The organism is Bradyrhizobium sp. USDA 3240 (assembly GCF_054063295.1).
Genome location: NZ_JBSSGD010000002.1, coordinates 6,986,707 through 7,006,300, shown reverse-complemented (window position 1 = coordinate 7,006,300; position 19,594 = coordinate 6,986,707). Strand labels below are relative to the sequence as shown.

Annotated in this window: 18 protein-coding genes and 1 pseudogene; 6 read left to right on the top strand and 13 right to left on the bottom strand. The window is 65.4% G+C overall.

The window, feature by feature from the left end:
• Positions 1 to 24: 24 nt before the first annotated feature.
• Entirely contained in the window at positions 25 to 1,197 is a 1,173-nt protein-coding gene (locus ACVIGA_RS33710) for a fumarylacetoacetate hydrolase family protein (RefSeq protein WP_456669403.1), read from the bottom strand.
• A 147-nt stretch (positions 1,198 to 1,344) separates the two neighbouring features.
• On the opposite strand from ACVIGA_RS33710, the gene ppk2 reads away from it, so the two are divergent.
• Entirely contained in the window at positions 1,345 to 2,307 is a 963-nt protein-coding gene (ppk2, locus tag ACVIGA_RS33705; protein WP_456669402.1) for a polyphosphate kinase 2, read from the top strand.
• A 259-nt stretch (positions 2,308 to 2,566) separates the two neighbouring features.
• On the top strand, positions 2,567 to 3,445 hold the full coding sequence (locus ACVIGA_RS33700; protein WP_456669401.1) for a transporter substrate-binding domain-containing protein: 879 nt from the start codon (positions 2,567 to 2,569) through the stop codon (positions 3,443 to 3,445).
• Positions 3,446 to 3,644: 199 nt separating this feature from the next.
• Here ACVIGA_RS33700 and ACVIGA_RS33695 read toward each other — a convergent pair whose 3' ends face one another.
• The 8 genes and pseudogenes from ACVIGA_RS33695 to ACVIGA_RS33660 all read right to left on the bottom strand — a co-directional run bounded on the left by ACVIGA_RS33695 (position 3,645) and on the right by ACVIGA_RS33660 (position 11,679).
• The gene (locus ACVIGA_RS33695) at positions 3,645 to 4,313 is read right to left on the bottom strand and encodes an amino acid ABC transporter permease (RefSeq protein ID WP_097670409.1); all 669 of its coding nucleotides are present in this window, start codon (positions 4,311 to 4,313) and stop codon (positions 3,645 to 3,647) included.
• 121 nt (positions 4,314 to 4,434) lie between these two features.
• Positions 4,435 to 5,694, bottom strand: a complete 1,260-nt coding sequence (locus ACVIGA_RS33690; protein WP_456669400.1) for an NAD(P)/FAD-dependent oxidoreductase — start codon at positions 5,692 to 5,694, stop codon at positions 4,435 to 4,437.
• 4 nt (positions 5,695 to 5,698) lie between these two features.
• Positions 5,699 to 6,457: an SDR family NAD(P)-dependent oxidoreductase gene (locus ACVIGA_RS33685; protein ID WP_456669399.1), complete on the bottom strand. Its 759-nt coding sequence runs from the start codon at positions 6,455 to 6,457 to the stop codon at positions 5,699 to 5,701.
• Between the two features lie 78 nt (positions 6,458 to 6,535).
• Positions 6,536 to 7,618 carry a zinc-binding dehydrogenase gene (locus ACVIGA_RS33680; RefSeq protein ID WP_456669398.1) on the bottom strand — a complete coding sequence of 361 codons (1,083 nt, stop codon included), beginning with the start codon at positions 7,616 to 7,618 and terminating at the stop codon, positions 6,536 to 6,538.
• Between the two features lie 119 nt (positions 7,619 to 7,737).
• Positions 7,738 to 7,830 (bottom strand): annotated as a pseudogene (locus tag ACVIGA_RS33675) (autotransporter outer membrane beta-barrel domain-containing protein); the annotation flags it as partial.
• A gap of 52 nt (positions 7,831 to 7,882) precedes the next feature.
• Positions 7,883 to 8,872: a DMT family transporter gene (locus ACVIGA_RS33670; protein WP_456669397.1), complete on the bottom strand. Its 990-nt coding sequence runs from the start codon at positions 8,870 to 8,872 to the stop codon at positions 7,883 to 7,885.
• A 194-nt stretch (positions 8,873 to 9,066) separates the two neighbouring features.
• Positions 9,067 to 9,906, bottom strand: coding sequence for an aldo/keto reductase (locus tag ACVIGA_RS33665; RefSeq protein WP_456669396.1), 840 nt, complete (start codon positions 9,904 to 9,906; stop codon positions 9,067 to 9,069).
• Positions 9,907 to 10,197: 291 nt separating this feature from the next.
• Complete coding sequence (locus tag ACVIGA_RS33660) at positions 10,198 to 11,679, bottom strand: aldehyde dehydrogenase family protein (RefSeq protein ID WP_456669395.1); 1,482 nt, start codon at positions 11,677 to 11,679, stop codon at positions 10,198 to 10,200.
• Positions 11,680 to 11,796: 117 nt separating this feature from the next.
• Here ACVIGA_RS33660 and ACVIGA_RS33655 point away from each other — a divergent pair, with 117 nt between their 5' ends.
• Together ACVIGA_RS33655 and ACVIGA_RS33650 are read left to right on the top strand one after the other, a co-directional pair.
• Entirely contained in the window at positions 11,797 to 12,882 is a 1,086-nt protein-coding gene (locus tag ACVIGA_RS33655) for a substrate-binding domain-containing protein (RefSeq protein ID WP_456669394.1), read from the top strand.
• An 85-nt stretch (positions 12,883 to 12,967) separates the two neighbouring features.
• A complete protein-coding gene (locus ACVIGA_RS33650; protein ID WP_456669393.1) occupies positions 12,968 to 13,705 on the top strand; it encodes a glutamine amidotransferase in 738 nt (245 codons plus the stop codon).
• A gap of 34 nt (positions 13,706 to 13,739) precedes the next feature.
• On the opposite strand, the gene ACVIGA_RS33645 is transcribed toward ACVIGA_RS33650, so the two are convergent.
• Genes ACVIGA_RS33645 through ACVIGA_RS33635 form a run of 3 tightly spaced genes read right to left on the bottom strand, consistent with a single transcriptional unit; the run spans position 13,740 to position 16,614 of the window.
• A complete protein-coding gene (locus ACVIGA_RS33645) occupies positions 13,740 to 14,195 on the bottom strand; it encodes a DoxX family protein (protein WP_456669392.1) in 456 nt (151 codons plus the stop codon).
• A 25-nt stretch (positions 14,196 to 14,220) separates the two neighbouring features.
• Positions 14,221 to 15,579 carry an MFS transporter gene (locus ACVIGA_RS33640; protein WP_456669391.1) on the bottom strand — a complete coding sequence of 453 codons (1,359 nt, stop codon included), beginning with the start codon at positions 15,577 to 15,579 and terminating at the stop codon, positions 14,221 to 14,223.
• Between the two features lie 60 nt (positions 15,580 to 15,639).
• A complete protein-coding gene (locus ACVIGA_RS33635; RefSeq protein ID WP_223968102.1) occupies positions 15,640 to 16,614 on the bottom strand; it encodes an amidohydrolase family protein in 975 nt (324 codons plus the stop codon).
• Positions 16,615 to 16,797: 183 nt separating this feature from the next.
• Between ACVIGA_RS33635 and ACVIGA_RS33630 the strand changes: the two genes are divergently transcribed.
• A complete protein-coding gene (locus ACVIGA_RS33630; protein ID WP_456669390.1) occupies positions 16,798 to 17,361 on the top strand; it encodes a MarR family winged helix-turn-helix transcriptional regulator in 564 nt (187 codons plus the stop codon).
• Between the two features lie 23 nt (positions 17,362 to 17,384).
• Positions 17,385 to 18,584 carry a 3-hydroxybenzoate 6-monooxygenase gene (locus ACVIGA_RS33625; RefSeq protein WP_456669389.1) on the top strand — a complete coding sequence of 400 codons (1,200 nt, stop codon included), beginning with the start codon at positions 17,385 to 17,387 and terminating at the stop codon, positions 18,582 to 18,584.
• Here ACVIGA_RS33625 and ACVIGA_RS33620 read toward each other — a convergent pair.
• On the bottom strand, positions 18,581 to 19,480 hold the full coding sequence (locus ACVIGA_RS33620; RefSeq protein ID WP_456669388.1) for an SMP-30/gluconolactonase/LRE family protein: 900 nt from the start codon (positions 19,478 to 19,480) through the stop codon (positions 18,581 to 18,583). The two genes, ACVIGA_RS33625 and ACVIGA_RS33620, sit on opposite strands and share 4 nt — an antisense overlap.
• Positions 19,481 to 19,594: the final 114 nt, after the last annotated feature.

Below are 19,594 nucleotides of genomic sequence, written 5' to 3'. Positions count from 1 at the left end.
CCACCCTACGCGCTGCGCTCCTCCTCACAGCACCTTGCGCTGCGCGAGGTTCTTCATCAGCGCGCCAACGCCGAAGGTCCAGGGCTCGCATTCGTCGCTGCCCCGCATGCGGTTGACGAGCTTGCCGAGCTGCGGCGCGGCAATGGTGACGATGTCGTCGCGCTTGTGGGTGAAGCCTTCGCCCTTGGCGTCGCGGTCCTTGACCGGCGCGAACATCGTGCCGAGGAACAGCGCAAATCCATCAGGATATTGATGCACGGGGCCGATGGTCTGGGCGACCAGATCGGTCGGGTCGCGGCTGATCTTGCTGATCGAGGAATGACCCTCGAGCACGAAGCCGTCGGCGCCCTTCACGGTGAGGCCGACGTCCATCTTCCTGACGTCGTCGAGCGAGAAGGTCCCGTCGAATAGCCGGAGTAGCGGGCCGATCGCGCAGGAGGCGTTGTTGTCCTTGGCCTTCGACAGCAACAGCGCCGAGCGGCCCTCGAAATCGCGCAGGTTGACGTCGTTGCCGAGCGCGGCGCCGACGATCTTGCCGGTGCCGGATACGATGAGCACGACCTCCGGCTCCGGATTGTTCCAGGTCGATTTCGGATGCAGCCCGGCATCCATGCCCGTGCCGACCGAGGACAGCGTCGGCGCCTTGGTGAACACTTCGGCGTCGGGACCGATGCCGACCTCGAGATACTGGCTCCAGGCGTTCTGGTCGATCAGCACCTGCTTCAACCGCATCGCCTGCTCGGAGCCCGGCTTCAGCTTGGAGAGATCGTCGCCGACCAGGCGCACCACCTCCTTGCGGATGGCCTCCGCCGACGATGGATTGCCGCGCGCCCGCTCCTCGATCACGCGCTCCAGCATCGAGATCGCAAAGGTGACGCCGGCGGCTTTCAGCACTTGCAGGTCGACCGGCGCGAGCAGATGCGGCCTCGTTTTGTCGCGGCCGTCGGGCGGCGTGTTGGCGAGGATCGCCTCGAAATCGCCGATCCGCTCGCCGCGCGTGCCACGCAACCCGGCTGCAGGATCGGCTTCCTCGCACAACGCGCTCACGGTGGGGAAGCGCGCGGTGACGTCGAACACGCCGTCGCCCCGCACCGCGACCACGGCGGGTCCGCCGGCCTGCGGCAGCCAGACCCGTCCAACCAGCGTGCCGGCGGTGCCGTCCTCCGGCAGGACGTCCTTTGGCGTGAGCGAAATCATCGGCGTCTCCTTTTTTGATCTTGTCAGCGCTTGTTAGCACAGTCCGCGCGCTTGCGTGAAACAGCGGTCATGCCGTTGTCATAGAGGGGTAACATCGCCCGTCAATGCTCCCGTCGATCCATCTAACATACTGAAAGACGGACCTTCATGACCGCCTCCGACCTCACCGACGACGCCACCCGAGATGAAGCCTTGCGCGACGAAGCCTCCCGCGACGAAGCCTTGCGCGCCCGCATCCATCAGGAGATGGCCGACAGCCTTGACGAGGAACTCGAGCTCGAGCTCGACGACATGAGGCTCGACCAGCTCGACCACGGCGGCGTCACCGGACAGCCGTCGATAGACCGCAAGCTCTACTTCCGCGAATTGCTGCGGTTGCAGGGCGAGCTGGTCAAGCTGCAGGACTGGGTGCAGCACGAGAAGAGGAAGGTCGTGGTGCTGTTCGAGGGCCGCGATTCCGCCGGCAAGGGCGGTGTCATCAAGCGCATCACCCAGCGGCTCAACCCGCGCATCTGCCGCGTCGCGGCGCTGCCGGCGCCGAACGAGCGCGAACGCACGCAATGGTACTTCCAGCGCTATGTCTCGCACCTGCCGGCCGGCGGCGAGATCGTGCTATTCGACCGCAGCTGGTACAACCGCGCCGGCGTCGAGAAGGTGATGGGGTTCTGTAACGACGAGCAGTATGAGGAGTTCTTCAGGTCGGTGCCGGAATTCGAGCGCATGCTGATCCGCTCCGGCATCATCCTGCTGAAATACTGGTTCTCGATCACCGACGAGGAACAGGCGTTCCGCTTCTCGATGCGGATCAACGATCCGCTGAAGCAGTGGAAGCTGAGCCCGATGGATGTCGAGGCGCGGACCCGCTGGGAGCTCTACACCAAAGCCAAGGAGACGATGCTGGAGCGCACGCACCTGCCGGACTCGCCGTGGTGGATCGTCGATGCCGTCGACAAGAAGCGCGCCCGGCTCAACTGCATCTCGCATTTGTTGACCCAGATCCCCTATCAGCAGGTCACCCACCAACCGGTGGTGCTGCCGCCGCGGGTGCGCAACCCCGACTATCACCGCGGCCCGATCCCGCCGGAGATGTACGTGCCGGGAACGTATTGATCGGACCGGGCGAGACTGCGCTCCCTCGCCCCGTTCTTACGGGGAAAGGGTTGGGGTGAGGGGCTGCCTCCGCGAGTACGACGACAGACGAGCCTGCGGAGACTCCCCCTCACCCGGATTGCATCTGCGATGCAATCCGACCTCTCCCCGCACGCGGGGCGAGGTAAGAACGCCTCGCCTACCAATGGCGCAGGCCCGCGCCCTTGCTGGCACCGGAACCCGACGCTAGGCTTCACCGATCTGGTGCAGGGAGGCCCGCTTGACTCAATCCGACGACATCGCAATTTCCGAAAATCGCCGCGACGCGCTGCGCTATGCGCTCGGGATCGGCAGCGGCGCGGCACTCGCGGCCGCCATGGCAACCCCGGCTGCGGCGCAAACCCAGGCCGACAACACGCTCGACCGCATCAGGGCCAACAAGGTGCTGCGGATCGCGGTGCTGCCGGGCGAGCTGCCCTATTTCAACAAGGACCTCGCCACCGGCACCTGGTCCGGCTTCTCGATCGAGATGGCCAACGACCTTGCCAAGCTGCTCGACGTCAAGCTGGAATATGTCGAGTCGACCTACGGCAATTCAATTCTCGATTTGCAGGCCAACAAGATCGATCTCGGCTTTGCGCTCAACCCGACCCCGCAGCGGGCGCTGGTGGTGGACTTCACCAGCCTGGTGTTCCCGCATCCGTTCGGCGCGATGCTGAAGAAGGGGCTGGAGGCCAAGACCTGGGCCGACATCAACAAGCCCGAGGTCAAGATCGCGGTTGACGTCGGCTCGGCCAACGAGGCGGTGGCCCGGCGCTTCGCGCCGAACGCCACCATCAAGTCGCTGAAGTCGCGCGACGAGGTGATGCTGGAGATGTCGTCGGGCCGCGTCGATTGCGTCGTCAACGCACTGGTGCTCGGGCTGACCGCGATCGCCAAGAACCCGAACCTCGGCACCTACAAGATCCTGGCCTCACCCTCGGTGACGATCGCAAGCGGCACAGCGGTGCGGCGCGAACAGGACAAGCGCTGGCGCGACTTCCTGTCGGTGTGGATCGACTACAACCGCGGCATCGGCCAGATGCGCGAATGGTTCGTCAAAGGCCTCGGCCTCGCCGGCGTCAAGCCGGAGGACGTGCCGGTGGAACTGAACATCTAGAGCGCGTCTTTATCGATCACACTGCGGCCTCTTCACCTCTCCCCGCTCTTTCGCGGGGAGAGGTCGGATCGCATCGCAGATGCGGTCCGGGTGAGGGGCAAGGCACACTGCTCAACAAGTCGCGAATTGCTCGCCGGATGGAGGCCCCTCACCCCAACCCTCTCCCCGCGAAGAGCGGGGAGAGGGAGAAGAGGCAGCCTCACACCTTGTCATAGGTCAGTCCACGCTCCAGCCGGCGCGCCACCAGCGTCGACGGAAACAGGATCGCAAAATAGATCAGCGCCACGATGGTGTAGACCTCGAGCGGCCGGTAGGTGTCGGCGTTGATCAAGGTGGCGTTGTAAACGAGATCGGGCACCGCGATGATCGAGACCAGCGAGGTGTTCTTGAGCTGCGTCACCGACTGGTTGACATAGGGCGCCATCATCGGTTTCAGCGCCTGCGGCAGGATCACGAGCCGCATCAGCCGCCAGCCGCGGAAGCCGAGCGCCTTCGCCGCATCCCACTGCCCGACCGGCACGCTCTCGATGGAGCCGCGCACGATCTCGGCATAGAACGCGCCGCCATAGAGCGACAGCACGCTGACGGCTGCGACATGCGCCGGGATGTTGACGCCGATCACGACCGGAAACGCGTAGTAGAACCAGATGATCTGCACCAGCAGCGGCGTGCAGCGGAACAGCTCGATATAGGCGATCAGCAGCCAGTCGATCACGGGAATCCGCCGCAGCCGCAGCATGCCGACGATCAGGCCGATCAAGGTGCCGAGGATGATGGTGCCGATCGTGTAGGCCATGGTCCAGCCGAGCCCGAGCCAGAACAGATGGCTGTACTTGGCGAGGATCCCGAAATCCCAGACGTAGTTCATCCTGCCCCTCGGTTGACTCTAGTTTTGACGCGTTTTCTTCACGCGAACCGGTGCCCACTTCGCTCGAAAACGCTTTGCGTGCCGGCTTGACGTCCCAGCATTGCAGGCGGCCTCGCGCGAGTCACGCGATATACCGGCCCGGCGAAAAAGCCTTCACGTCGAACGGCGGCGCCGCGCCCGCGATCATCGCCGCGACCGCGGCGCCCGTTCCGGGACCGGTGGTGAAGCCGATATGCTGGTTGCCGAAGGCGAGCCAGAGGCCGCGATGCCGCGGCGCCTCGCCGATCATCGGCAGGCTGTCGGGCAGCGTCTGCCGCGCGCCGCGCCAGCGCTCGCCGACTGCATCGCCGAATTCGACCACGCTGCGCGCCATCGGCACCACGGCCTCGAGCTGCGCATAATTCGACGGCGCATCGCGCGCGGTCAGCTCGACGCCGCTGGTGACACGAACGCCCTGCTCCATCGGCGTCATCAGAAATGCACCCTCCGCATCATGGATCGGGCGCAGCAATTTGCGTGCCGGGTTCGGCATGAAATGCTGGTGATAGCCGCGCTCGAATGCCAGCGGCACGCGATAGCCGAGCGGCCGCAGCAGCTCGGCTGACCACGGCCCGAGCGCGACCACGACATGGCGCGCAGCGATCTCGCCGTCGGCAAGCTGCACGCGCCACCCGTCGTCTCCTTGTGATATCCGCCGGATCTCGGATTGCCGCACGGTGCCGCCGCTGGCGGCGAGCATCTGCGCATAGGCCTTGACCACCGCGCCGGGTGAATCGACCGATGCCGTCTGGCTGTGCAGCAGGCCAACGCTGTAGGCAGGGATGATGTTCGGCTCGACCGCGGAGATGGCCTGCCGGTCGAGCACCTCGCTTTTGATGCCGAATTCGGCGAGCGCCGCCTGCTCCGCCCTGGCGGTCGCGAGTCCGTCGCCGCGCCAGGCCTTGAGCCAGCCGGTCTCACGGATGCGATGGCCGGCGCCCGCCTGCACGATCCAGTCGCGATGCAGTGTCATCGACGACCCGATCAGGCCGTGCAGCGCGGCGGCGCGTGGTTTGGTCTGCGACGGTGTCGCCGCGGCAAGAAAGCGGATCACCCAGCCGGCATTGGCGACCGCCCACGGAAGATTCCAGCGCAGCGCCGGGTGGGTGTTGGTGAGGTATTTCGGCAGGTTCTTTAAAAGCTGTGGCGTGTTGAGCGGCAGGATCGAGCCGGACGAGATGATGCCGGCATTGCCGTAGGAGGTCTCGCTGCCCGGCTCGCGACGGTCGACCATGACGACGGAGAGACCGCGCTGCCGCGCGGCAAGGCCGGCCGAGACGCCGACCATGCCGGCGCCGAGCACGACGACGTCAACCTGCTGTGCGGACGCGCCTTCGCTCATGCCATCACATCAAGGTCAGGCCGCCATCGACCGGCAGCGTGGCGCCGGTGATGTGGCCTGCTTCCGGCGACAGCAGGAAGGCGACGACGGCGGCGACCTCGTCGGCCTCGGCCAGCCGCTGCATCGGATTGGCCTTTGCCACCCGCTCCCAGGTCGCGGTGTCCAGCGCGCCGAACAGGCCGGGATCCTTGCGCGTATAGCCGGGCATCACCGCGTTGGAGGTGGCGCCTGATGCCGCGAGCTCGATTGCGAGCGACTTCACCAGCACTTCGAGCGCGGCCTTGGCGGCCGCCGATCCCGGATAGGTGGCGCCGGGCACGAAACGATGCGGCCCGAAACTGGAAACCGCGACGACGCGACTCTGCGCGCTGCGCGCGAGGTCGGGCAGCGCGGCCGCCGCGATCTCGTGGAATGCCGCTGCCATCACGGCAAAGGCGCGCTCCAGCGCCGCGCGCGGCAGGCTGGCGAACTCGCGGCGGTCGGCAAAGCCCGCGGCATGCACGATGCTGTCGATCGGCCCGAATGCGGCGCGCGCAGCCTCGACCAGCGACGTGCCCGCGCCGGCCATGGCGAGATCGCCGGTAGAGACCGCGACCTTCGCCCCCCTGCCACGGCACTCCTCCGCAACCGAATTCAGCCGCGCGAGCCCGCTAGCTTCGGCGCCCTGGCCATGCAGCATCAGCCCCTGATCGGGGCCGGCGAGCCGGCGTGCAACCGCGGCGCCGATGCCGGAGCCGCCTCCCGTGATGATAGAAACGCGCATGCGGTGCGTGCTGTCAGTGCGATAAGAGACGGCGAACTATAGGTTCGGCGTCGCGAAAAGCAAACCGCCGCCGTCAGCTCAGCGCCACGGCTCGACCAGGATCTTGGTGTGCGCCTCGGGATTGGCGAGATCGGCAAACGCCTGCGCAACGCCGTCGATGCCGACGCGGCCGGTGACCAGCGATGCGGCATCGACCTGGCCTTCCGCGATCAGCCGCAGCGAATAGGCGAACTCCTCCGGCGTGTAGCCGAGCACGTATTGGACGTTGAGTTCCTTGATGATGCCGAGCATCGGCTCGGACTTGTCGGTTTCCATGCAGACGCCGACCACGACGACACGGGCGCTGCGCGGCGCGCCCTCGAACACCTGCTGCAACACGCCGGGCACGCCGACGCATTCGAAGATCAGCGCCGGCTTCAGCGGCGGCAGCAGCGCTTGCATCGGCGGCCGCGCCGCCTTCTCTGCTTCGCTCATCTGGGCGTGCTCGGCCCAGCTCGCGTAAGGCTGCGTCTTGGCGGGGTCGACCACGACATCGGCGCCCATCTTCTCGGCGAGCAAGCGTCGCGCCGGCGAGTAGTCGGCGGCGACGATCGGGCCGAGCCCCCTGATCTTGAGTGCCGCGATCACCGCAAGGCCCACCGGCCCGCAACCGATCACCAGCGGCACCTCGCCGCCTTTGATGTTGGCCATCGCCACCGCGTGGACGCCGACCGCAAGCGGCTCGGTGAGCGCGGCGTGCTCGGCGGCAAGTCCGTTCGGCACTTCGAGCAGCAGCGGCTCGCTGAGCAGCATCTGCTCGGCATAGGCGCCCGCATAGTCGTTGGAATAGCCGATGCCCTTCGGCCCCTCCGGCGTCAGCAGCGCCGGCAGCGAACAGACCCGTGTGCCGGGCTTCAGCTTGCGCGTGGTGCCCGGGCCGTAATCGAGGATCTCGCAGCAGAACTCGTGGCCGAACACGACGTCGCGCGACAGATCCATCGCCGTGCGGCCGGGCAGGAACTTGCTCAGCTCCACCATGCGGTGGGCGTGCTTGCGCGCGTGCAGATCGGAACCGCAGATGCCGCAGGCGAGCGATTTGACCAGCACCTGGCCGGCGCCCGGCTTCGGCTCCGGCATCTGGTCGACGACAATCTCGCCATTTCTGAAGATCGCTGCGCGCATGTTTCCTCCCGCGTGGGTTTCTTCCCACTCATTTTGATGCGTATTTCGTCCCGCGAAATACACTGTCGCGGATCAAGTCCGGGACAGGCTTTCGCTGCGGGAGGCTATAGCACGGAGGGTCACCACGTATAGCGCATAACGCCCTTGCGGGCGTAGGACTGGGTGACGTTGGAGAATTCGCCCTCGAAGGTCGCAGCCGCCGACCAGCCGTTGCAGCACGCCTTGCCGTATCTAGGCAACCAGCGCATGATCTCGTCCGGCTGGTCAGGCGTTTGGCGACGGCTCGCTGGCCACGGCGAGCAACTGCGAGCGGCGCATGCGCTCGCGATGCGCTGTGTAGAGACCGGAGGCGACGATGAAGCCGGCGCCGAGGATGGTCCAGCGGTCGGGGACTTCGCCGAAGATCAGGAAGCCGAGGATGCTGACCCAGAGCAGCTGCGTATAGGAGAACGGCGCCAGCACCGAGGCATCTCCATAGCGGAACGCCAGCACCACGATCCACTGTCCGACCGTGGACGCAACGCCGATCAGGATGCCGAACATGATGTCGTGCCAGCTCGGCGTGACCCAGACAAGCGGCACCAGCGCGCTGACGATGGCGACGCCGACGATGGACGAATAGGTCATCACGGTGATCGGACGTTCGCTGCCGCTCATCATGCGCGTCAGGATCAGCGTGGCGGCCCAGGCCAGCGCCGAGACGATCGGAAAGATCGCGGCGGGATGGAAGGCGCTGGTGCCCGGTCGCAGGATGATGAACACGCCGGCGAGGCCAACCGCGGTCGCAATCCAGCGTCGCATGCCGACCTTCTCACCGAGGAAAGCGATCGACAGCGCGGTGACGAACAGCGGCGAGACGAAGCTGGTGGCCGAGGCCTCGGCGATCGGCAGGAAGCCGAGCCCCGTGATGAAGATCAGGGAGGAGCCAAGCAGCGCTGCGCCGCGCAGCACATGCAGACCGGGACGGCTGCTGCGCAGCGCGAACAGCGGCGTGCCCGGCAGCATCGCCGGCGTCATGATCAGCGCGAACACCAGAAAGCGGATCCAGGCGATCTCGATCGAAGGCAGCGAGGACGACAGATATTTCGCGGTGACGTCGGAGGTGCCCAAAAACACCGTCGACAGCAGGATCAGCGCAATGCCCTTGAACGGACTGTCCGTGCGGGCCGGCGCCTTGCGTGCAACGGACGTTTTCGCGGGCAATGCAAGGGGAACGCTGTCCAGCCTGGCGGCTACGGCGGGGGGCGGTGTCACGGCAATCTCGAAGGCAAAATAAGGGGAATCTGCTGTTCATACAAAACGCCAATTCCGCTGCAAGAACAATGCCCGAAAACGGGACTCCGATATGCACCAGCGCGCGCGACCGCCCGCCGCAGCCTGTGCGCGGTCGCAACTGCAACAGTTTGTTAAGAACTGTGTGGAGCCGAGCTTCCAGTGAATCCCGCGAATTACAGCATCGGCAGCGAGCGCGGCTTCGGCCCGCGCGGGAACGCCGCATCGAGCGCGGCGATCTCGTCCCCGCTGAGCTTGAGCGTTCCCGCCGCGGCGTTCTCCGCCGCGTGGTCCGCGTTCGACGCCTTCGGAATCGCGAGCAGCGACGGCAGCCGCGTGAGGAAGCTCAGGGCGACCTGGCGCGGCGTCGCCTGGTGCGCCTGCGCGATCGATTGCAACACCGCACCTGATTTGCTCGATAGCGCGGGAAAATCATTGTGGCCGAACGGCGAGTAGGCGACCACGGCCACGCCATGCTGCTCGCACCACGGGATCACGGCGTGCTCGATGGCGCGCTCGCGCAGATGGTAGAGCACCTGGTTGCAGGCGATCTTGCCCTCACCCGCGACATCGAGCAGTTCATCGAGATCGTCTGCGTCGAAATTGCTGACGCCCCAGGAGCGGATCTTGCCGGCCGCGATCAATTCGTCGAACGCCGCGACCGTCTCGGCGAGCGGGGTGGTTCCGCGCCAGTGCAGCAGATAGCAATCGAGGCGATCGGTCTTCAGCCGCTTCAGCGAGCGCTCGCAGGCGATGATGGTGCCGCGACGCGAGGCGTTGCTCGGCAGCACCTTCGAGACCAGGAACAGCTCGTCGCGGCGTCCGGTGATCGCATCCGCGATCACGAGCTCGGCGTCGCCATACATCTCCGCCGTGTCGATATGCGTCATGCCGGCGTCGATGCCGCGCTTCAGCGCAGCGATCGCCGCCTTGCGGTCACCGCGATCGAGATACCAGGTGCCCTGCCCGATCACCGAGACCTGCGGGCCGTTGTTGCCGAATTTTCTTGTCTGCACGATCGCCTCGTTCTAGCTCGCCCCACGCCGAACGATAGAGCAAATGGGCGACAATGTCTCCGTACCGTCCGACAGTGTCTCCACATCGTCGTCCCGGCCAAGGCCGGGACCCATACTCCGCAGCAGTCGTTGTTGACGAGACTCGTCATTCCACCTGTGCGTAACAACAGCCACTCGTGGTTATGGGTCCCGGCCTTCGCCGGGACGACGGCGAATATGTTGCGCCCTCTCGCGCAATCCCAACGGCGCGGATCCTCCGATCCGCGCCCGTGTTGCTCGCGTTACGCGCGGTCACACGTTGAGATTCATCCACACCGCCTTCGGCTCGGTGAAATTGTCGAGCGCGGCGGTGCCGTGCTCGCGGCCGAGGCCGGAGTCGCGTTCGCCGCCCCACGGCAACCGCACGTCGGTGTAGCCATAGGTGTTGATCCACACCGTGCCGGCGCGGGCCTTTTTGGCGAAGCGCTGCACGCGGCCCATATCGGCGCTCCAGACACCGGCGGCGAGGCTGTAGGCGGTGCCGTTGGCGATGCGCAGCGCATCAGCCTCGTCCTTGAACTTGATCACACTGACGACGGGACCGAAGATTTCCTCCTGCGAGATGCGCATCTCGTGCGCGACATTGGCGAACACCGCGGGGCTGATGAAATAGCCGCGGTCGCCGACGCGTTCGCCGCCGGTGGCGAGCTGCGCGCCCTCGTTCTTGCCGATCTCGACATAATCGAGGATCGAGCGCATCTGTTTCTCGGAGATCACAGGCCCAAGCACGGTGGCGCGGTCGGCGGGATCGCCGATGCGCAAGGCTTCGGCGCGGGCGACCAGCCGTTCGACCACCTCGTCATAGGCGTTCTCCTGCACCAGCACGCGCGAGCCGGCCGAGCAGACCTGTCCGGCATTGAAGAAGATGCCGGCCGCGGCCGCCTTGGCGGCGGCCTCGAGATTGGCGTCGTCGAAGATCACATTGGCGGACTTGCCGCCGAGCTCGAGCGAGACCCGTTTGAAGTTGCCGGCGGCGCCCTTCATGATGCCGCGGCCGACGCCGGGCGAGCCGGTGAACGTCACCTTGTCGACATCGGGATGATTGACCAGCGCATCGCCGACGACGCGGCCGGGCCCGGTCACGATGTTGAGTACACCCTTCGGCAGTCCGGCCTCGAGCGCGAGTTCGCCGATCCGCAGCGCCGACAGCGAGGTCAGCTCGGCCGGCTTCATCACCACCGTGCAGCCGCAAGCCAGTGCCGGCGCGAGCTTCCACATGCCGATCATCAGCGGAAAATTCCACGGCACGATCGCCGCGACCACGCCGACCGGCTCGCGCACGGTGTAGGTCAGCGCGTCGTCGCGCGTCGAGACCACATCGCCGCTGATCTTGTCGGCCCAGCCGGCGTAATAGGTCAGCGTATCAATGGCGGCGGGAAAATCCTGCCGCAGTACCCCCGCGATCGGCTTGCCGGCATCGAGGCTTTCCAGCGCTGCGATCTCATCGGCATGCTGCTTGAGCAGCTCGGCCCATTTCAAGAGGATGTGGCCGCGCTCGGCAGCGCGCATGGTGCGCCACGGACCTTCGAAGGCGCGGCGTGCAGCGGCGACCGCGCGGTCGACATCCGCCTCATTGCCTTCGGCGACGACAGCGATCACCCGCTCGGTGGCGGGATTGAGGGACTTGAAGGTCTTTCCTGACAGCGAGCGGACGCGGGCGCCATCGATCAGCAGCAATTCGTCCCGAACGGTCGGGGCGCGGGCGTCGCGTTCATAGTCATATGCAACTGACATCATATTTCCTCCTGGTGTTGTGACTCAACGTAGGAGGCTTTGATGCACAGTAAATATGATATCTTGTGCCTATTGGTATACCAGGATATGAAGTCCACTTCATAAGTGGTGACCACGATGCTGCAGATCGAGATCGAAACCGTCTGGCGCTTTCGGAAAGAGAACTCACCGCAGACCGCGGTCGTGATGCTCGGCATCCTCAACGAGATCAGGAAGACCGGGAAGATCACCAGCGCCGCCAGCGATGCGCAGCTGTCCTATCGCCATGTCTGGAATCTGATCGAGCAATGGTCCGGATTCTTCGGCGTGCCGCTGGTGGAGACCCAGCGCGGCAAGGGCTCGAAGCTGACACCGTTCGGCGAGAGGCTGGTGTGGGCCGGCGAGCGCATGCAGGCGCGGCTCGGGTTGCAGCTCGAGAACCTCGCGCAGGAACTGGTCACCGAGATCAAGCCGTTCCTCGAGCAACGGCCGCAGGTCATCCGCGTCCATGCCAGCCACGGCTTTGCCGTGTCCAAGCTGCGCGAATTCCTCGATCGCGAAGGCGGCGTGGGCGTCGATCTCCGCTACGTCAGCAACCAGAACTCGCTGGTCTCGCTGGCGCAAGGCGCCTGCGATCTTTCCGGCGTGCATCTGCCGCACGGCGAACTCCGCGCGCGGGGCATCAAGGCCTGCCGGGAATGGCTCGACCCGCGCGAGGACCGTGTGATCAATTTCGTCACGCGCGAGATGGGCCTGATGGTCAAGCGCGGCAACCCGCTGAAGATCACGTCGCTGAAGGACCTGGTCGAGCGCAAGGCCCGCTTCGTCAACCGCGACCATGATTCCGGCACAAGGCTGCTGTTCGATCAATTGCTGACGCTGCACAAGATCCCGCAAAGCCGGATTAACGGCGCCCAGCACATGGAGTTCACTCATGCCGCGGTCGCCGCCTATGTCGCAAGCGGCATGGCGGATGCGAGTTTTGGTGTCGAGGCCGCCGCACGGCAGTTCGGCCTCGATTTCATCCGCCTGCTCACGGAGGATTACTTCTTCGTCTGCAAGCGTGCGTTCCTCGAGACCGAGCCGATGCAGCGGGTGCTCGACATCATGAAGAGCAGCGAGTTTCACAAGGCCGTGGGCGCACTCCCCGGCTATGTCGCTTCGAATACCGGCGCCGTCAGCGGCGCGAAGAATTTTCTCGAGAAGATGCATTCCGACCGCTGATCAGCCCTGTGCCGTGGCGGCTGGACTCGTCGCGATCCGCCGCGATATATTTGACAGTATATAGCGAAATGACTGGACGTTGCCGATGCGACCACCCCGCTCCGCCATTGCCATCCGCCATGTGGCGTTCGAGGATCTCGGGCTGCTGGCCCCAATCATGGAGCGTGCCGGCTGGAGCGTGTCGTTCTGCGACGCGCCGGTCGACGACCTCTCCGATCGCGCGATTCGCGACGCAGACCTCCTGATCGTGCTGGGCGGGCCGATCGGGGTCTATGAGACCGACATTTATCCGTTCCTTTCGACCGAGCTTGCGCTGCTGGAGCACCGGTTGCGCCGCGGACTGCCGACGCTCGGCATCTGCCTCGGTGCGCAACTGATGGCGCAGGCGCTGGGCGGCCGCGTGTTCCCGGGCAAGGTCAAGGAGATCGGCTGGGGCCCGGTCGACCTGACGGCGGACGGCAAATCATCCTGCCTGCGCAACCTGCAGAGCAAAGTGCTGCATTGGCACGGCGACACCTTCGACCTGCCCAAGGATGCCGTGCGGCTGGCCTCGAACGGCAACTACGAGAACCAGGCCTTCGCCTGGGGCCGCAACACACTCGCGCTGCAATTCCACCTCGAGGCCGATCCGCGGCAGCTCGAGGAATGGTATGTCGGCCACGCCGTCGAGCTGTCGGCGGCGAAAATCTCGATTCCAGAGCTGCGCGCGACGACGCAAGCGCTGGCAAGGCCGATTGCCGTGCAAGCCGAGCAGGTGTTCGGCGACTGGCTCTTGTCCATCGCGCCAAGCGACGGCGTGCTTCGTTCCAGCGCAGGTGCCTGAACAGGCGCAAGCTTTGCCGCTGTGGCGATCGCAATCAGGAGCTTGCCCCCGATCGCGCGCCCGCACTGACGGCATAGCTGCCGGACCCGTAGACCGCGATCATCGCGAGTGCGCCGAGCAGGCCGAGATTCTTCAGAAAGTTGACGGTCTGGGTCATGACCTGCGCCTCCGGTGCCGCCCAGAAATTGTGAAACATCAGCGTCGCGGCGATCGTGAACAGGAACAGGATGATGGCGGCGGGACGCGCGAATAGGCCGAGCACGAGCGCGACACCACAGCCAAGCTCGACCGCGGTCGCACCGGCCGCAAGAACCGCACCGATGCCGTCGGCGCCGCCGAGGCGTCCGGCGGTGACGGAAAAGGCCATCAACTTACCGATGCCGCTGTAGAGGAACAGCGGCGCGATCGCCAGCCGGGCAAACAGCAGCACCAGGGATTCCGGAAGTCGTGCCGCGCCGGTGTCTGCGGCGGTATGGGTAGAGCTGGACATCAGAGATTTCCTTTCGTGTCGATCGTTACTCAGCCGGTGCCGGGTCGATGGCCGCGGGCCGCACGGCGGTGGCCAGTCCAAGCGAGCCGATCGCAAACGCGCCAACGATCGCGGCGCCGCCGATCACCCAGAACACGATGTCCGGACCACCGGTCACCTGCTGCAGCAACCCGATCAGATAGGGCCCGAGGATCGCGCCGACCCGGCCGACACCCAATTCCATGCCGACGCCGCTCGCGCGCAGCAGGGTCTCGTATGAGCCCGCGGTGAAATTGTTGAGTACGTGCTGCGCGCCGATGATGCAGAAGCCGGCGATGGCGACGATCGCGAGATTGACGCCGTGACCGCTGACGAACACCAGCGTCAGCACGGCTATGCCGCCGGTCAGCCACCATGTTGCGAGGTAGCGCGGCGTCAGCGACATCTTGCGGTCGGCCAGCATCGCAAGCGTCAGCCCGCCGACGAACGACATCGCCTGCATCAGCGCGCCGAAGCCGAACGATGCGGCAAAGGTCTCGCCGCGCTTCTGCATGACGGTCGGGATCCAGCCGGTCAGGCCGAAGATCGCGAACAGGCTGAGGAACGCGGTGATCCAGATCGTCAGCGAGACGCGGCGATAGCGCGGGCTCAGCAGCGCTGCGATCGGGTTCGGCACGCTGCCGGCATCGCCGGAGACGAAGCTCGCACTGCGATAGACCGCGGCCCGTTCCGGGCGAAGCCGCGCCAGCAATGCGCGCAACTCCTCGGTGCGGCGCCGCGCCGCCAGGAATTGCGGGCTTTCCGGCAGCACCGCGTGCGCGACGAGGGTCAGCGGGATCGATAGCGCGCCGAGGTAATAGAGGATCTGCCAGCCGTAATGCGGCGTCAGATAGACACCGACGAGCCCGGCACAGACGCCGCCGAGCGACCAGCCCAGCGTCACGCCCCATAATGAGAATGCGTTGCTGACACGGCGCGGCGCCAGTTCGTTGACGAAGGTCGTGCCCAGCGGCAACAGCACGCCGAGACCGAGACCGGTCGCAAAGCGCAGCGCGCAGAAACTCCAGAAATCGCTGCCGATCGTTGCAGTCAGCAGCGTGAAGACGTTGACGATCCAGAGGCCCGCCAGCAGCGTGCCGCGCCGGCCGAGCCGGTCGGCGACCGTGCCGTGACCGACCGCCCCGAACAGGAATCCGACGAGGCCCGAACTCACCAGCAGTCCCGCCTGGCTCGGCGACAGTCCCCATGGCTTTGCCACGTAGTGGATGACATAGGCCGGATTGAACGTGTCATAACCGTCGAACAGCGTGATGAGCGTGATCAGGATGCCGAGAAGGATGTGCAGCCGGCCGACGGCCGCACTAGACAACTCCTCATGCACGTCGATGTCAGGCGAAGTGCTCACGGTTTCCTCCATTGCAACTGATGCTGCGCCCTGCTCTGCGGCAGGTTGAAATCACGCGTCTTAGAGCTTGAACAGGCTGCGGGCGTTGTCGCGGCCGATCTTGGTGCGGTCGCCTTCGGCGATGGTCGCGGTGTCGAACCACTCGGCGGCATGGTCGATGTTCTCGAACGGCCAGTCGGCCGAGAACAGGATGCGGTCGGCGCCGATCTCGAGCATCGCGTCGATTAGCGCCTGGGTGCGGAAATTGCCTGACGTCGTGATGTAGAAATTCTCCCGGAAGTAATCCGCGATCTTGCGTTTGGCCGGATAGACGTTCTGGGCGCGCATCCACTTGTTGTGGTTGTCGACGCGCCACATCGAATACGGCAGGCCCTCGCCCATGTGGCCGAGGATGATCTGCAGCCGCGGATAGGCATCGAACAATCCCGAACCCATCAGGCGCAGCGCGTGCACCGCGGTTTCCTGGCCGAACGCCCAGGTCGGCCCCATCAGCCATCGATGCCCCTCGTAGATCGCGGCGTCCTTCGCCAGCGGATTGCGCGGATGCAGGTAGAACGGAACGTCGAGACGCTCGACCTCGGACCAGAACGGCCAGAACTCTTTGCGGTCGTAATAGACAGCGCCGTCGTGGCCTTCGACCTCGCTGAAGCCGTTGACGAGGGCACCGCGGAATTTCAATGCGCTCACGCAGCGGTCGAGCTCGCGTGCGGCGGCTTCCGGGTCCTGCATCGGCAGCGCGGCCAGGCCCTGGAAGCGCTGCGGCCGTCGCGCGACCTGCTCGGCCAGAAAGTCATTGGCGCGGCGCGACAGTTCGAGCGCGCGGTTGCGGTCGGGAATGGCCTGGATCGCCGGCGCGTTGAGCGACAGCAGCATCAGTTCGATGCCGTGCGCATCCATCTCGGCAAGACGGCGGTCCTGGATGTCGAGCAGCCGGGCCTTGAGCTCGACCCAGTCGTCGGCGGGCGAGAAGCCTGCGCTGTCGCGAACCGTCTCCTCGATGGCGAAGTGCTCTTCCAGCGCGATCTTTCCCTGCATGGCGTCGTCCTTTCCGGCTCGTGCCTCGTTTCCGTGTTGACAGGACAAAACATCCGGTCCAAATATTTGTCAATGCGAAAGTTGCAAATGCAAATAATTGAGATGCAACTGTTGTCGATGCGAAGACCGGCGGCTATTCCGGGCGGACGTCTGCTGCCAGGAACTAAGCCCGGACCTAAGCCCATGTACCGATTTTCAAATTCGCTGCCCTATCTGCTCGCCCGGCTCGGCGTGCGGATGGGAGACCTCTTCGTCCGCGTCATCCGTCACGAGAAGTTGACGCTGCCGATGTACCGCGCGCTCGCCGCGCTTTCCGAGCAAGGACACCCGCTGCGGCTCGGCGAGATCGCCGAGCTGACGTCGGCCGACGTCTCGACGCTGTCGCGCATCGTGGCCGAGATGAGCCGCGCCGGGCTGCTGACGCGCGACCGGCCGGAGAACGACCAGCGCAGCCTTCAGGTCGCGCTGACGCCCAAGGGCGCCGAGCTGGCCTCCCGGCTGATGCCGATCGCCCAACACTATGAGGAAGTCGCAACCGGCGCGATGTCGGCGAAGGAAGCGGCCGAGCTCAAGCAGGTGCTGGTCGAACTCTACAAGAATCTCGATCGGCTCGAGCAAGAGGTCGAGGCCGGCCTGATCGAGGTGCCTGCAGCGGCCGTGCAGAAAGAAACGCGCGAGCCCAAGGTCGACGTCAAGCGCGACGCCAAAGGCAGCGCGGGCCGCCAGCGCAAGATACCGAGGAAATAGAGCCACAAACTCAGGGAGAGGACATGCGCAGGGATCCGATCATCATTGCAGGCGGCGGCATCGGCGGACTGGCCGCGGCGGTCGCGCTGGCCCGCAGGGGATTCCAGGTCACCGTGCTGGAGCGCGCGCCGCGCTATCAGGAGATCGGCGCCGGCATCCAGCTCGGACCGAACGCCTTCCACGCCTTCGACCATCTCGATCTCGGCGATGCCGCCCGCTCGATTGCGGTGTTCATCGATCAGTTGCGACTGATGGACGCCATTTCCGCCGAGGAGATCACCAGCATCGATCTCACCAGCTATTTCCGCCAGCGCTTCGGCAATCCCTATGCGGTGGTGCATCGCGGCGACCTGCATGGCATCTTCCTGCGCGCCTGCGAGGCACATCCAGGCATCGCCTTGCGTAGCGATTGCGACGTGATCGGATACGACCAGGACGGCGAGACGGTTGTCGCGCGGCTCAAATCCGGCGAGCGCATCAAAGGCTGCCTGCTGATTGGCGCCGACGGGCTCAGGTCACGCATTCGCCAGCAGATGGTCGACGACGGTCCACCGCGCATCGCCGGCCACACCACCTATCGATCGGTGATTCCGACCGAACAGATGCCGGAGGATCTGCGCTGGAATGCCGCGACCCTATGGGCCGGCGCCAAGTGCCATCTCGTGCACTACCCGCTGTCGGGCTGGAAGGTGTTCAACCTCGCCATCACCTGCCACAACGATCCAGCGGAAGCGCTTGCCGCCAGGCCCGTGACCCATGAGGAGGTGCTGGAGGGCTTTCGCGATGTCCATCCCCGCGCCAAGGCAATCATCCACCACGGCAAGGACTGGAAGGCCTGGGTGACCTGCGATCGCGATCCCACCGAGCGCTGGGTCGACGGGCGCGCGGTGCTGCTTGGCGACGCCGCGCATCCAATGCTGCAATACTTCGCCCAGGGCGCCTGCATGGCGCTGGAGGACGCGGTCTGGCTCGCCGAGCTGCTGGGCGAGATGCCGGATCGCTTCGAACAAGCTCTGGAGAAATACCGGCAGGTTCGGCTGATGCGCACGGCGCGGGTCCAGCTTCAGGCCCGCGAGCTCGGCACCCACGTCTATCATCCGGCCGGCGTACACGCGCTGCTGCGCAATCAACTCATCCGCGAGACCAGCCTCGAGAAGTTCTGCGACAAGCTGGCCTGGCTGTACGACTCGCCATTCCCGGAAAGGCCGCGTGACGCAGCCTAGCCGAGCCCGCTGATATCGGCGACCAGCACCGTGCCCGTCACCGATTCCGTGATGTAAAGCCGGTCGCGGTTGGCGCCGCCGATTACGACATTGGTGCAGCTTTGCCCGGCGCAGGACTTGATCCGCGCGATGCACTCGCCGTTCGGCGCGAACACGAAGACGTGGCCGAGCGAGGCGTGGGCGACGAACAGCCGCCCCGCTCTGTCCATCGTCATGCCGTCGGGTCCGCTGGGGCCGAACAGCGAGCAGAAGCGGCCGACCTTGGAGATGCTGCCGTCCTTCATGAACGGCGCGCGCCACACCGCATTGTCGCGCGTCATGGCGACGAACAGCACCGCCTCGTGCGGATCGAGCACCAGCCCATTCGGGCTGATGCCGGTGTCGATCAGGCAGTCCAGCGCTCCGCTCGCGCGCAGCCGATAGACCCGGCCGGTCGGATCGTGCAGCCCGGTCTGGCCCTGGTCTGTGAAATAGATGTCGCCGTTCGAGGCGATGTGCAGATCGTTGCAGCCGCGGAACGATTCCGAATTGCGCGAACGCAGCAGCGGCGTGACCTCGCCCGATCTGGCATCGAGCTCCATCAGCCCGTGCCGGTAGTCGGCGATCAGGATGCGGCCCATCGGATCGATCTTCAGACCGTTCGGCCAGCCGTCATATTCGGCGACCTGCGTCCATGACTTGTCCGGCGCGATCCTGAAGATGCGGCCGAACGGAATGTCGACGATGTAGAGATTGCCAGCGACATCGAACGACGGTCCCTCGATGAAGCAGTCGGTCACCACGCCGGGCCGATTGGCGTCGGCCCATTCGCTCGCCACCTTGCGGCGGAATTTGGTCGGCACGGCGGAGAAGATCTCGGTCGGGATGAGTTTCGGCGGCGTTTCCAGGAACATCATTTTTCTGGTTCACCCGTTGGCGGAACGGGTGGGACCATAGAGGAAATCAACTGAGCGGCCAAACGTCCCCATCGTCGTTGCGAGGAGCGAAGCGACGAAGCAATCCATCTCTCG

Excerpts from the sequence above, each read along its gene's own strand:
- ACVIGA_RS33710 (WP_456669403.1), bottom strand. The coding sequence starts at position 1,197 with ATGATTTCGCTCACGCCAAAGGACGTCCTGCCGGAGGACGGCACCGCC.
- ppk2 (WP_456669402.1), top strand. The coding sequence starts at position 1,345 with ATGACCGCCTCCGACCTCACCGACGACGCCACCCGAGATGAAGCCTTG.
- ACVIGA_RS33695 (WP_097670409.1), bottom strand. The coding sequence starts at position 4,313 with ATGAACTACGTCTGGGATTTCGGGATCCTCGCCAAGTACAGCCATCTG.
- ACVIGA_RS33690 (WP_456669400.1), bottom strand. The coding sequence starts at position 5,694 with ATGAGCGAAGGCGCGTCCGCACAGCAGGTTGACGTCGTCGTGCTCGGC.
- ACVIGA_RS33685 (WP_456669399.1), bottom strand. The coding sequence starts at position 6,457 with ATGCGCGTTTCTATCATCACGGGAGGCGGCTCCGGCATCGGCGCCGCG.
- ACVIGA_RS33680 (WP_456669398.1), bottom strand. The coding sequence starts at position 7,618 with ATGCGCGCAGCGATCTTCAGAAATGGCGAGATTGTCGTCGACCAGATG.
- ACVIGA_RS33660 (WP_456669395.1), bottom strand. The coding sequence starts at position 11,679 with ATGTCAGTTGCATATGACTATGAACGCGACGCCCGCGCCCCGACCGTT.
- ACVIGA_RS33655 (WP_456669394.1), top strand. The coding sequence starts at position 11,797 with ATGCTGCAGATCGAGATCGAAACCGTCTGGCGCTTTCGGAAAGAGAAC.
- ACVIGA_RS33650 (WP_456669393.1), top strand. The coding sequence starts at position 12,968 with ATGCGACCACCCCGCTCCGCCATTGCCATCCGCCATGTGGCGTTCGAG.
- ACVIGA_RS33645 (WP_456669392.1), bottom strand. The coding sequence starts at position 14,195 with ATGTCCAGCTCTACCCATACCGCCGCAGACACCGGCGCGGCACGACTT.
- ACVIGA_RS33635 (WP_223968102.1), bottom strand. The coding sequence starts at position 16,614 with ATGCAGGGAAAGATCGCGCTGGAAGAGCACTTCGCCATCGAGGAGACG.
- ACVIGA_RS33630 (WP_456669390.1), top strand. The coding sequence starts at position 16,798 with ATGTACCGATTTTCAAATTCGCTGCCCTATCTGCTCGCCCGGCTCGGC.
- ACVIGA_RS33625 (WP_456669389.1), top strand. The coding sequence starts at position 17,385 with ATGCGCAGGGATCCGATCATCATTGCAGGCGGCGGCATCGGCGGACTG.
- ACVIGA_RS33620 (WP_456669388.1), bottom strand. The coding sequence starts at position 19,480 with ATGATGTTCCTGGAAACGCCGCCGAAACTCATCCCGACCGAGATCTTC.